This window comes from Klebsiella sp. 18074 (assembly GCF_902705905.1).
Taxonomy (GTDB): domain Bacteria; phylum Pseudomonadota; class Gammaproteobacteria; order Enterobacterales; family Enterobacteriaceae; genus Klebsiella; species Klebsiella terrigena.
This window is the reverse complement of the sequence record NZ_CACSIS010000001.1, coordinates 220,040-232,484: the sequence shown is the minus strand read 5'-3', so window position 1 is coordinate 232,484 and position 12,445 is coordinate 220,040. Positions and strand designations below refer to the sequence as shown.

At 60.4% G+C, this 12,445-nt stretch carries 10 protein-coding genes; 4 read left to right on the top strand and 6 right to left on the bottom strand.

All coding sequences use genetic code 11. The features are described 5' to 3' along the window. Positions 1-2 precede the first annotated feature (2 nt). A complete protein-coding gene (locus tag GVK32_RS01025; protein WP_045853952.1) occupies positions 3-506 on the bottom strand; it encodes an Rrf2 family transcriptional regulator in 504 nt (167 codons plus the stop codon). A 231-nt stretch (positions 507-737) separates the two neighbouring features. Between GVK32_RS01025 and GVK32_RS01020 the strand changes: the two genes are divergently transcribed. After that, a complete protein-coding gene (locus GVK32_RS01020; RefSeq protein ID WP_159864278.1) occupies positions 738-1,940 on the top strand; it encodes an NAD(P)/FAD-dependent oxidoreductase in 1,203 nt (400 codons plus the stop codon). A gap of 95 nt (positions 1,941-2,035) precedes the next feature. On the opposite strand, the gene rsmJ is transcribed toward GVK32_RS01020, so the two are convergent. The 3 genes from rsmJ to GVK32_RS01005 all read right to left on the bottom strand — a co-directional run bounded on the left by rsmJ (position 2,036) and on the right by GVK32_RS01005 (position 6,422). Then, positions 2,036-2,788 (bottom strand): 16S rRNA (guanine(1516)-N(2))-methyltransferase RsmJ, encoded by a 753-nt coding sequence (gene rsmJ, locus GVK32_RS01015; protein ID WP_159864275.1) that lies wholly within the window; start codon positions 2,786-2,788, stop codon positions 2,036-2,038. Positions 2,789-2,922: 134 nt separating this feature from the next. Beyond that, positions 2,923-4,965, bottom strand: coding sequence for an oligopeptidase A (prlC, locus tag GVK32_RS01010; RefSeq protein ID WP_159864272.1), 2,043 nt, complete (start codon positions 4,963-4,965; stop codon positions 2,923-2,925). A 185-nt stretch (positions 4,966-5,150) separates the two neighbouring features. After that, positions 5,151-6,422: a phosphatase PAP2 family protein gene (locus tag GVK32_RS01005; protein WP_159864269.1), complete on the bottom strand. Its 1,272-nt coding sequence runs from the start codon at positions 6,420-6,422 to the stop codon at positions 5,151-5,153. 193 nt (positions 6,423-6,615) lie between these two features. On the opposite strand from GVK32_RS01005, the gene GVK32_RS01000 reads away from it, so the two are divergent. Continuing rightward, positions 6,616-7,458 (top strand): 23S rRNA (adenine(2030)-N(6))-methyltransferase RlmJ, encoded by an 843-nt coding sequence (locus GVK32_RS01000; protein WP_041143107.1) that lies wholly within the window; start codon positions 6,616-6,618, stop codon positions 7,456-7,458. A 71-nt stretch (positions 7,459-7,529) separates the two neighbouring features. Further along, the gene (gene gorA, locus GVK32_RS00995; RefSeq protein ID WP_159864266.1) at positions 7,530-8,882 is read left to right on the top strand and encodes a glutathione-disulfide reductase; all 1,353 of its coding nucleotides are present in this window, start codon (positions 7,530-7,532) and stop codon (positions 8,880-8,882) included. 53 nt (positions 8,883-8,935) lie between these two features. On the opposite strand, the gene GVK32_RS00990 is transcribed toward gorA, so the two are convergent. Together GVK32_RS00990 and GVK32_RS00985 are read right to left on the bottom strand one after the other, a co-directional pair. Further along, a complete protein-coding gene (locus GVK32_RS00990; RefSeq protein ID WP_200842816.1) occupies positions 8,936-10,033 on the bottom strand; it encodes a serine hydrolase in 1,098 nt (365 codons plus the stop codon). A 214-nt stretch (positions 10,034-10,247) separates the two neighbouring features. Next, entirely contained in the window at positions 10,248-10,871 is a 624-nt protein-coding gene (locus GVK32_RS00985; protein ID WP_123709654.1) for a glutathione S-transferase family protein, read from the bottom strand. A 219-nt stretch (positions 10,872-11,090) separates the two neighbouring features. Between GVK32_RS00985 and GVK32_RS00980 the strand changes: the two genes are divergently transcribed. Beyond that, on the top strand, positions 11,091-12,239 hold the full coding sequence (locus GVK32_RS00980; protein WP_159864260.1) for an iron-containing alcohol dehydrogenase: 1,149 nt from the start codon (positions 11,091-11,093) through the stop codon (positions 12,237-12,239). The last annotated feature ends 206 nt before the right edge of the window (positions 12,240-12,445 follow it).

Here is a 12,445-nt window from a genome sequence, read left to right as displayed (position 1 = left end):
GGTTAACCCTTACGAGCGTCAATCCACTCCTGCACTTCAATCACAAACTCATCCGGCGCTTTGCGGTACATCTTACGGGCGAGATCCAAAATCGTATGCTGCCCGAGCGCCTCTTCCATGCGCTGCTGGGCCATGTCCATTACCGAGCGCACGCCACAAATGCCTTCACAGGCCCACTCCGGCGGCTGCTCGTCAAATACCGCCAGCCGCTGGCGAATTTCACGACACTCGAAAATACGCTTATCGCCATCAATGGCATTGACCACATCCAGCACCGTGATGTGTTCAGCGGGCTTCGCCAGCTGGAAGCCGCCGCCCTTGCCTTCCATGCTGCGCACCAGCCCTGCCCGGGAGAGGCGGGTAAATATTTTGGCCAGATAGTCGTAGGGCACGCTTTGCAGCTCGGCGATTTCCCGCACGCTCATGTCGCGCGCGTCGCCTTTGCTGTCCACCATGCACATCAGACTATGGATGCCGTACTCAACGCCAGAACTGTAGAACGCCATTCTCTTATCTCAGCCAAAACAAATCTGAGTTATTGTAGCTTTTTCATCTCATCCATACCAGATAGATGCCATACCAAGCGGCAGGATAAATAATTATTTCAATATTTATCATGCTGATACCATCAAAACCCCGCTTTGCACCCTGACAACAGCACAAATCACATTGCACTTTATAACTACGACAAATAAAATCCGAGTAATACATCGTAGCAAACAGTGAGTGAAAGCATAATGGCTAAAAAAATCCTGATCGTCGGCGCGGGCTTTTCCGGAATGTGGGCGGCGCTCAGCGCCGCACGCCTGGCGGATAAACACCGCGACGAGACCGTGGAAATCACGGTAATTGCCCCGCAGCCAGAGCTGCGGGTGCGTCCACGTTTCTATGAGGACGATGTGCCGACGCTGGTCGCCCCGCTACAGCCATTATTTGACGCCACCGGTGTCAGCTTCCTGCGCGGGAGCGTTGAGCGCATCGTTCCCGCCACCAAAGAAGTGGCGTGGGTCGATGCCTCCGGTAACACGCAGCGCGCGGGCTACGACCGGCTGATTCTCGCCAGCGGCAGCCGCGTTAACCGTACCCTGGTCGCCGGCGCCGAGGCTCACGCCTTCGACCTCGACCAGCTGGAAAGCGCAAGCGTTCTGGAAAAGCATCTGAAATCCCTGGCCCACGCCGCGGATAGCGTGGCGCGCAATACGGTCGTCGTCTGCGGCGGAGGCTTTACCGGCATCGAGATGGCGATGGAGCTTCCGGGCAAGCTGCGGGCTATCCTGGGCTCAAATTCTAAGACCAGAGTAGTCGTAGTTGAACGCGGCCCGCAGCCGGGCTCGCGCTACAGCGACGCGCTGCGCGAGGTTATCGTTCAGGCCTCCGCGGAGCTCGGCGTTGAGTGGCTGGTGAACGCGGAGGTTGAAAGCATTGACGCATCCGGCGTCACGCTGAAAGACGGGCAGACCATTGCGTCGCAGACCGTCATCTGGACCGTCGGCGTACAGGCCAACGACCTGACGGCGCAGATTGACGCCCCGCGCGATCGCCAGGGCCGCCTGCACGTCAACGGCGATCTTCAGGTGGTGGGTCATGATGAGATCTACGCCACCGGGGACGTGGCCTACGCCGCCACCGATGATAAGGGCAACCACGCGCTGATGACCTGCCAGCACGCGATTCTGCTGGGCAAATTTGCCGGCAACAACGCGGCGGCCAGCCTGCTGGAAGTGGCACCGCTGCCCTATCGTCAGGAAAACTACGTCACCTGTCTGGATCTCGGCGCCTGGGGCGCGGTCTATACCGAAGGCTGGGACCAGCAGGTGAAGCTGACGCGGGAAGAGGCGAAAAAGGTGAAGATCGCGATAACCAGCGAGCTTATCTATCCTCCGAAGGCCGACAGAGCCATCGCCTTTGAGATTGCCGATCCGCTGGCGCCGTTTGTCTAACCGCGCCCCGGCCGCGCGATGCTTATCCGGGATACGGGCGGCGTAGCCCGGATAAGGCGCGTTGCGCTACCCTGCGGGATATTCGCGAGAAGGGGTTATTCCGCCGTGCCGGCGTAAATATCAAACCGATGGCCCTTGGTGACCACCGCGTTCGGCGTGGCGACATCCGCCAGCGGCGGCGCGTAGTCAGGCCGTTTGACCACCACCCGTTTAGTGGCCAGCAGGCGCGCCGGCTCGAGCAGGCCGTCGGCGTCTAAATCCGGCCCCACCAGCGACTGAAAGACGCGCATCTCTTTTTTCACCAGCGCGCTTTTCTGCTTGTGCGGGAACATCGGGTCGAGATAGACCACCTGCGGTCGCGGGGTAATATCGCTCAGCGCCGTCAGGCTTGAGGCGTGAATAAGCTGCAGACGCTGCTGCAGCCACGGGCCAATTTCCGGGTCGGCATAGCCGCGGGCAAGGCCATCATCAAGCAGCGCCGCCACCACCGGGTTACGCTCCAGCATCCGCACGCGGCAGCCTACGCTGGCGAGCACAAACGCGTCGCGCCCCAGCCCCGCCGTGGCGTCCACCACGTCCGGCAGATAGTCGCCCTTGACGCCCACCGCTTTGGCCACCGCCTCGCCGCGTCCGCCGCCGAACTTACGCCGATGGGCCATCGCCCCGCCGACAAAATCAACGAAGATGCCGCCAAGCTTCGGCTCGTCGCGTTTACGCAATTCCAGATGCTCCGGCGTCATCGCCAGCGCCATCAGGTTGTCTTCGTCATGCTCCAGCCCCCAACGGGCGGCAAGAACAGATAAGGCGCCGTCTCCGGCGCCCGTTTCATCTACTAAGCAGATTTTCACTTCCGCTTTACCCTAAATAATTCGCGTTGCCTCAGGACAACAAGGGAACAAATCCCCGGCAACGAACGCAGCGTACGTTTCCGGGGTGAGTGAGTGCAGTTGCCGCAGAGGCAGCCTGAAGTATGGCGGGTAAATTAGCCCTTAATCCCGTAGTGATCCAGCATCGCGTCCAGCTGCGGCTCACGACCGCGGAAGCGTTTAAAGAGGATCATCGGCTCTTCAGAACCGCCGCGACTCAGGATGTTATCGAGGAACGACTGGCCGGTTTCGCGGTTGAAAATCCCCTCTTCCTCAAAGCGGGAGAAGGCATCCGCCGCCAGCACGTCGGCCCACAGGTAGCTGTAGTAGCCCGCCGCGTAGCCGCCGGCAAAGATGTGACTGAAGGCGTGCGGGAAGCGGCCCCACGACGGACCAGGGACCACGGCGACCTGCTTTTTGATCTCCGCCAGCGTCTCGAGGATTTTCGCCCCTTGCTCCGGCTGATACTCCGCATGCAGGCGGAAGTCGAACAGGCCGAACTCCAGCTGGCGCAGAATAAACAGCGCGGCCTGATAATTCTTCGCGGCGAGCATTTTTTCCAGCAGCGCCTGCGGCAGCGGTTCGCCGGTCTCGTAGTGGCCGGAGATAAACGCCAGCGCCTCCGGCTCCCAGCACCAGTTCTCCATGAACTGGCTCGGCAGCTCAACCGCATCCCACGGCACGCCGCTGATGCCGGACACGCCCGCGGTATCAATGCGGGTCAGCATGTGGTGCAGACCGTGGCCGAATTCGTGGAACAGAGTAATCACTTCATCATGGGTGAACAGCGCCGGCTTGCCGCTAACCGGACGGTTAAAGTTGCAGGTCAGGTAGGCCACCGGCTTTTGCAGCGAGCCGTCCAGCTTGCGCATCTGGCCGACGCAGTCGTCCATCCACGCGCCGCCGCGCTTGTGCTCGCGCGCGTAGAGATCGAGATAGAAGCTGCCGCGCAGCTCGCCGTTTTCATCATACAGCTCGAAGAAGCGCACTTCCGGATGCCAGACGTCAACGTCGGTGCGCTCTTTAGCGCTGATGCCGTAAATACGCTTAACCACTTCGAACAGGCCGTTAACGGCTCTGTTTTCCGGGAAATAGGGGCGCAGCTGCTCATCGCTGATGCTGTAGAGATGCTGCTTCTGTTTTTCGCTGTAGTAAGCGATATCCCACGGCTGCAGCTCCTCAACGCCGAACTCCGCTTTGGCGAAGGCGCGCAGCTGGGCCAGCTCTTTCTCCCCCTGCGGACGAGCGCGTTTCGCCAGGTCAGTCAGGAAGTCGAGCACCTGCTGCGGGTTTTCCGCCATTTTGGTCGACAGCGATTTTGAGGCGTAGCTGTCAAAGCCCAACAGCTGCGCCAGCTCGTGGCGCAGGGCGAGGATCTCGGCCATCACCGGGCTGTTGTCCCATTTGCCGGCGTTCGGCCCCTGGTCAGAAGCGCGGGTGGAGTAGGCGCGATAGAGCTCTTCGCGCAGCGCCTGGTTGTCGCAGTAGGTCATCACCGGCAGGTAGCTCGGGATATCGAGAGTCAGCAGAAAGCCTTCCTGCTCTTTAGCCTGCGCCTGGGCCTGAGCCGCGGCCAGCGCGCTCTCCGGCATCCCGGAGAGCTCGGCTTCGTCGGTGATCAGCTTGCTCCAGCCCATGGTGGCGTCGAGCACGTTGTTGCTGTACTGGTTGCCCAGCTCGGAGAGACGCGCGGCAATTTCGCCGTAGCGCTTCTGCTGCTCTTTTGCCAGGCCAATACCGGAGAGTTCAAAATCACGCAGCGCGTTATCCACCGCTTTTTTCTGGGCGGTGTTCAGAGTGGCGTAATGGTCGCCGTCGCGCAGGTCGCGATACGCCTGGTACAGGCCTTCGTTCTGGCCCACCCAGGTGCTGTATTCCGACAGCAGCGGCAGGGTTTGTTCGTAGGCTTCACGCAGCTCCGGGCTATTTTTTACCGAGTTCAGATGGCTGACGGGAGAAAAAATACGCCCCAGCACGTCGTCAACTTCCGCCAGCGGCTGGCACAGCGTCTCCCAGCTATAGGGCGCACCCTGCGCCACGACGCTCTCTACCACTGCCCGGCAATCGTCCAGCGCTTTGGTGACCGCAGGCACCACATGCTCCGGCTTGATTGCAGAAAAAGGCGGCAACGAAAAAGGCGTCAGTAATGGATTGGTCATATGCGCAGTCCTGTTGAAAAGGGGAAATGAAGCGCGCGTTCCGGCGCTTTAGCATGAGATCTAGAATGGGGGATAGTTGGGTGAATTTCAATGTCGTGCGATGCGCAGAGCCGGGTATTGCTGCAATAAGCCCGGCCGTTGAGCAAAATCCCGGCGGGCGCGCTGCTTCGCCGGGCTGGGTGAGATTAATGCGCCTTCTGCGCCATCTGCCAGGCGGCAGGCAGGTTGAGGCGCTGCCAGAACTGCTGGTCGGCGGTCTCTCCCGACAGCGGATAGCCGGCCGGTAGCGCGCTTTTCACCATCAGTGCCCGACGCTGCGCGGCGGAAAGATGCGGCAGGGCGGCCTCCAGCAGCACCTCGGCCCCTTCCGGTACCTTCAGGGCCGGCTTCTCGCCCTTCTGCTGCGGCAGATCGTAGGTCATGGTGAAGCGATAAAAGGCGTTCATCGCCGGGTCGCGGTACGGATCGTCCTTGCCGGCGCTTTTCGCGCATTCGGCAAGCGAAGTGCCGCACTCTTTCTCCAGCGCGGCGCGCAGCTGGTCGCGCGCTTCGTTAAACAGCGCGCGATATTTTGCGTCGTTCAGATAGTGGGCGACGTTACGCTGCGCCACCATCCGCGAGCCCATCACGTCCAGCGGGTAGTGCACGCCGAGCACGATCCGCGAGTAGCCGTAGCGCGCGCCGCGGGTCACCAGCGCATCGAAGCGCTCCGGGATCATTTCGGCCATCAGCAGGGCATCGGTATAGCCCGTATTGGTGTGCCCGCTGGGGAAGGAGCCTTCATCGGCGGAATAGGGCTGGTTATCCTTCACCACCACGTCATCGGGCACCAGGTGGATGGTGTTGCCCTGTATCAGGAACGGACGCGGGTTATTGAAGTGCTTTTTCGCCGCCCCGGTGCTGACTTCGCTGGCCTTAATCAGCGCCGCCGCTTTGCCCAGCTCGCCTTTGTCGTAGGCCGCAAGGAACGCTTTGCCCAGCCGAGGCCCCATCGCATCGCTGAGGAAGTAGAGATAGTTTATCCCCTCGGCATCGGCCAGCGCCTGCTGGCGGGTAGCCTGGGTGGCATCGCGGTTAATGACGGTGACGGTGGCGAGGTTATCTTTCACCACCGAATCAGGGAGCTTGCTGAACGCCGAGAGCAGCTCAATCCCCGCCTGCTGGTTCGCTTTAGGCTGAAAATCGTAGCCGCTGGCCTTGAGCCAGGCTTTATCCGCCTGGGTTTTATTCTGCTTAGCGTGTTCCAGCTGGCCGCGGGTGAGCGTTGCGGCATCCCCCTTCAGCGCCTGGCACAGCGCCGCCAGCGTCTGGCTTTCCAGCGCGTCAAACGCCGGGCTCTGCGCCGCGGGCGTGACGCTGGCGGCAATCGCCGCCGCCTGATTGAGCGGAAGGTCTTTAGCCAGCGCCGGCAGCGCCAGGATCAGCGCCGACGTCAGAAGTGTGATTTGCAGTTTCATTATTTTTCCTTTTATTCAAACGATTACCTTGCCTGCACGCGACGCTAGCGCGACCGTTTGACGCTTTTATGACACCGTTATGTTTTGCAACGCTTTTGCCACAATTGAAACAGCACGGCGCTACAGCGGTAATCCGGGCGGATCTGCGGTAAACTATCGGTTATCTTGTTTAATTCCCGGAATCTCTGCATCCATGCTCAGTTATCGCCACAGCTTTCACGCAGGCAACCACGCCGACGTCCTCAAACACACCGTTCAGAGTCTGATCATTGAATCGCTGAAAGAGAAAGAGAAGCCGTTTCTCTATCTGGACACCCACGCCGGCGCAGGTCGCTACCATCTGAGCAGCGAGCACGCCGAGCGTACCGGTGAGTACATGGAAGGCATCGCCCGCATCTGGCAGCAGGATGACCTGCCGGCCGAGCTGGAGCCATATATCTCCGTGGTTCAACACTTCAACCGCAGCGGCCAGCTGCGCTACTATCCTGGCTCCCCGCTGGTTGCCCGCCAGCTGCTGCGCGAGCAGGACAGCCTGCAGCTGACCGAGCTGCACCCGAGCGACTTCCCGCTGCTGCGCTCAGAGTTCCAGAAAGACGAGCGCGCGCGCGTAGAAAAATCCGATGGCTATCAGCAGCTGAAGGCAAAGCTGCCGCCCGCCTCCCGTCGCGGCCTGATTCTGATTGACCCGCCGTACGAAATTAAAAGCGATTACCAGGCGGTGGTGACCGGCATTCACGAAGGCTACAAGCGCTTCGCGACCGGCACCTATGCGCTGTGGTATCCGGTGGTCCTTCGTGCGCAGATTAAGCGCATGATCAAAGAGTTAGAAGCAACCGGCATTCGTAAAATCATGCAGATTGAGCTTGCCGTGCGCCCGGACAGCGACCAGCGTGGCATGACCGCGTCGGGGATGATCGTGATCAACCCGCCGTGGAAGCTGGAACAGCAGATGAACAACGTTCTGCCGTGGCTGCACAAAAAGCTGGTTCCGACCGGCATCGGCCATGCAACGGTCAGCTGGATCGTCCCGGAGTAATCGCAGTCATCGGCGGAACCTATTGATTTACGGTATACAATCGCAGCATTCAGATATTAAGGATATGACTCATGAGCAAACATTATGACTACATTGCTATCGGCGGCGGCAGCGGCGGCATTGCCTCCATCAACCGCGCGGCGATGTACGGCCAGAAGTGCGCCCTGATTGAAGCGAAAGATCTGGGCGGCACCTGCGTTAACGTCGGCTGTGTACCGAAGAAAATAATGTGGCACGCGGCGCAGATCCGCGAAGCGATTCACCTGTACGGCCCGGACTACGGTTTCGATACCACCATTAACCACTTCGACTGGGACCGGCTGGTTGCCAGCCGCAGCGCCTACATCGACCGCATTCATACCTCCTACGACAACGTGCTGGGTAAAAATAAGGTCGATGTGATTAAGGGCTTCGCCCGCTTTATCGACGCCAAAACGGTGGAAGTCAACGGCGAAACCCTGACCGCCGATCATATCCTCATCGCCACCGGTGGCCGTCCGAGCCACCCGTCAATTCCAGGCGTAGAGTACGGCATCGACTCCAACGGCTTCTTCGAGCTGCCGGCGCTGCCGAAGCGCGTGGCGGTGGTTGGCGCGGGCTATATCGCGGTTGAGCTGGCGGGGGTGATTAACGGTCTGGGGGCCGAGACGCATCTGTTCGTGCGCAAGCACGCGCCGCTGCGCAGCTTCGATCCGCTGATTGTTGAGACGCTGGTTGAGGTGATGAACGCCGAAGGCCCGCAGCTGCATACCCACGCCATTCCGCAGTCGGTGGTGAAAAACGCCGACGGCAGCCTGACCCTGACCCTCGAAGATGGCCGCAGCCAGACCGTCGATTGCCTGATTTGGGCCATCGGCCGCCAGCCGGAGACCGATAACTTCAACCTCAAGGCCACCGGGGTGGAAACCAACGACAAAGGCTATATCGTCGTGGATAAGTTCCAGAACACCAGCGTGCCGGGGATCTACGCGGTGGGCGATAACACCGGCGCGGTCGAGCTGACGCCAGTTGCCGTTGCCGCCGGCCGCCGCCTCTCCGAGCGTCTGTTCAACAACAAGCCGGAAGAGCATCTGGACTACAGCAACATCCCGACCGTGGTCTTCAGCCACCCGCCGATCGGCACCGTCGGCTTAACCGAGCCGCAGGCGCGCGAGCAGTACGGCGACGAGGCGGTGAAGGTCTATAAATCGTCCTTTACCGCGATGTATACCGCCGTCACCTCGCACCGCCAGCCGTGCCGCATGAAGCTGGTCTGCGTGGGCCCGGAAGAGAAGATTGTCGGTATTCACGGCATCGGCTTCGGCATGGATGAAATGCTGCAGGGCTTTGCGGTCGCGCTGAAGATGGGCGCCACCAAGAAGGACTTCGACAACACCGTGGCGATCCACCCAACCGCCGCGGAAGAGTTCGTTACCATGCGCTAAACGTCAAGGCCCCGTACTCACGGGGCTTTTTTCAACGCCTCATGACGCAGCTGCTAATCTGTTCCCGCCGCCTGATTTTGCAAAATCGCATGCCCGATGTAGTTACTCCAGTTAAAGCTATTTTGCAGCACTACCACCGCATTCTGGTTCGCTTTATCAAAGCCGATATAGCTGGAATAGCCGCCGATGTAGCCCACCTGATAGGTAATCTTTTGCCCGCCGATCGTATCGGTCACCCAGGCAATATTCGCCGCCTCCGTCTGCCGCGGATAGTAGTCGCCGCCAACGTCGGTGAAGGTTTTATCCAGCGCCGGATGGCCGGTCGGTGAAAAATGGGCGCGGGCGTAAGCGATGAGGTCGCGGGCGTCGCTGTACAGGTTTGCCGCCCCCACCATATTGTTGCTGAACTGCCAGTCCGGCGTCAGCGCACCGCGGGTTTTAAATTTCGGCTGATCCCCCGCATGCCCGAGGGCGCGCCGGGAGTATCCGCGCAGCGTTGACGGCACGAAGCTGGTGTTATGCAGAGCCAGCGGCTGGAAAATCATCCGCGATGCCAGCGCCTCAACGGATTCTCCGGTCTGATATTTGAGGATGTAGCCGAGAATGGCGTAGCCGAGATTGGAGTACTCAGGCTCGCGCACCAGCGGCGCGTTGAAGGTGCTGAGATAGCCCAGCACAGCGTCGCTATCCAGCTCGTGGTAGAAGTTTTCCCCATCGCTCAGGTAGGCCAGCAGATGCTCCAGCGACAGCAGGTTCATTGGCTGGCGCGGCAGTCCGGAAGTATGCGTCACCAGTTGCAGGAGCGTGATTTTTTTAGCGTCTGCGCTTAGCCGGGTCTGCGGCGGCAGCAGCATGGCGAGCGTATCGTCCCAGTGCAGCTGCCCCTCATTGACCAGCAGAGTTATCACCTCTGCGGTTATCCCCTTGCTCAGAGAGCCGAGGGCAAAGAGCGTATCCGGGGTAATCGGGTAGCGATTTTTGGCATCGGTCACGCCGTAGCAGTGAAATTCCGCCGGGCCGTTATGACGGATCACCGCCACCACCACACCGCTCACCTGCTTGCTCTGCATATAGTGGTTAACGAAGGTATCAACGGAGAGTCGATGCCCGTGTTGCCCTATCTGACTGGTTTCGTCAGAGGGGACACTCATTTGCGAAAGCGTTCCGGAGCATCCGACAAGCAGCAGAGACGCCAACAACACAGGGCTCAACCGCCTGCTCAAACCATACCTTCCTGCCGTACGCGCTACCGGGTGGATAAAAAAGGGACGCAGATCGTAACGGCAGTCATCGGTGATTGCAAAGCGAATAGGCTGAATTTAACGTCCGCGGCGATGTAAATCTGGACGTTTTTTTATCCTGCCGTCACGCCATGCCGTTATTACCGTGGCGCATAAACGCCGGGCGCTGGTTGAGCGCCATATACCAGCGTTCGACGGCCGGCATCTCTGGATGGGCAAAGGGCGTCATTTTCCAGCGGTGGACCGACAGCCCAAGGACGATATCCGCCAGCGTAAACCGACCACCGGCCAGCCAGCCGCCGGTTTGCTGAAGCTGCTGGTCCACTATCTGCACGCAGCGGGTCCAGCTGGCAATGCTCTCTTTCAGCGCCGCCGGGTCCTGAAAGCGCGGGTCCTTACGCACCAGCCCCATAAACGCGTAGCGCCAGGCGTTGTTAAACTCCGTTGCCTGCCAGTCCATCCAGTGCTCAACCTCGGCCGCCGCCTGCGGCGCAACGGGCAGCAGATCCTCCCGTCCGGCCTTACGCGCCAGGTAGCGACAGATACTGTTCGATTCCCACAGCACAAAGTCGTCATCCAGCAGAACCGGCACCAGGGCGTTCGGATTCAGCGCGCGGAACTCCGCGGTATCAATCGGCTGAAATCCGCTGCCGTAATCCTCCTGCTGATACTCAAGACCCGCTTCTTCGCAGGTCCACAGCGCTTTACGGACGTTAATTGACGAGCGTTTACCCAATATTGTTAGCATTGTCTGGGATTCCTTAACTGAAGAGACGTTTTATTCACCATACTCCATCGGCTACGCGAGTACAGCCAATAGCGAGGCCGCCTGCCGGATTAATCTGTTTCTCAAGCGGCACGCGCGTTGGCTCGCCCCGGTCACTTACCTGCGTTGCCGTCTTCCTGCAACGCGAATGATTTAGGTTATAGTGGGTGCTTGCCTTTTTTGCCGATACAGGAGCCCGTGATGCTGACCCCCTTTAACGTTCTAACCCCGGGAAATATTCGTTTTGGTCGCGGCCTGGCGCCGAGCGCTGCGCCCTGGCTGGCCCAGCGCAGCGGCAAGGTGCTGCTGGTACACGGCGCCAGCCCGCAGCGGGCCGACTTTCTGCTGGCCGAGCTTCGCGCCCACGCGCTGGAGGTGACGACCCTCTCCATCGCCCATGAGCCCGACCTGCAGGCGATCGAGCAGGGCGTGCGCCTGGCGCGCGAAAGGGGCGTCGGGGCGGTGGTGAGCCTCGGGGGCGGCGCGGTGATCGACGCCGGGAAGGCCATCGCCGCGCTGGTGCCGGCATCCGGAGAGGTTATCGAATATCTGGAAGTAGTCGGCAGCGGTCGGGTACTGGAAGCGCATCCGCTGCCGTTTGTTGCCATCCCCACCACCTCCGGCACCGGCGCCGAGGTGACGAAAAACGCGGTGATTAACGTCGTGCAACAGCAGCGTAAGGTCAGCCTGCGCGATGACCGGATGCTGCCGGACCTGGCAATCGTTGACCCGGCGCTCACTGACAACGCGCCGCGGTCGGTGACCCTGGGCTCCGGTCTCGATGCGATCACCCAGCTTATCGAACCCTGGCTGTGCACCCGGGCCAACCCTTTTACCGACGCCCTGTGCCGGGAGGCGATCCCGCGCGGCATCAAGGCGCTTAAAACGCTAATGGCGCAAGAGTGCCCGCAGAGTCGCGATGAAATGGCGTGGGTCAGCCTGTGCGGCGGCCTGGCGCTGGCCAATGCCGGTCTCGGCGTTGTTCACGGCCTGGCGGGGCCGCTGGGCGGCCTGAGCAACGCCTCCCACGGCGCGCTGTGCGGCTGCCTGCTACCCTTCGGCCTCGCGCTTAACGAATCGCTGGTCACCGATGAAGCCCTGCGCGGGCGCTTTAACGACGTGCGCCGCTGGCTGGCCGACGGGCTCAACGTGCATCCGGATACCGCCTGGGAGAGCCTGCACGAATGGAGCCGCGGCGCCGGGCTCGGCAATCTCAATGACCTTGGCGTAGCGCATCGAGCGCTTGAGCCCGCCGCGCTGGCCGCCAGCGGCTCGTCGTCGATGAAAGCCAACCCGGTCACGCTAAGCAGCGAACAGCTGCTGGAGATGCTGGAAGCGGCGTGGGAGTAATCCCGCGCCTGCGCCATAAAATAAGATTTTGTTGCAAAACGATTGCTCTGAATTTTTCCGCGCGATTCAGAGCACCAGTTCATAAATTAACGATATAAATCAGTGATTAATAAAAATATCGGCTTCAGGTATTTGCACAGAAGCGTGACCTGACGCACAGTTTCCCCCACGAAAACCGAAGCGAATGACTAAGCTTAAAAACCATG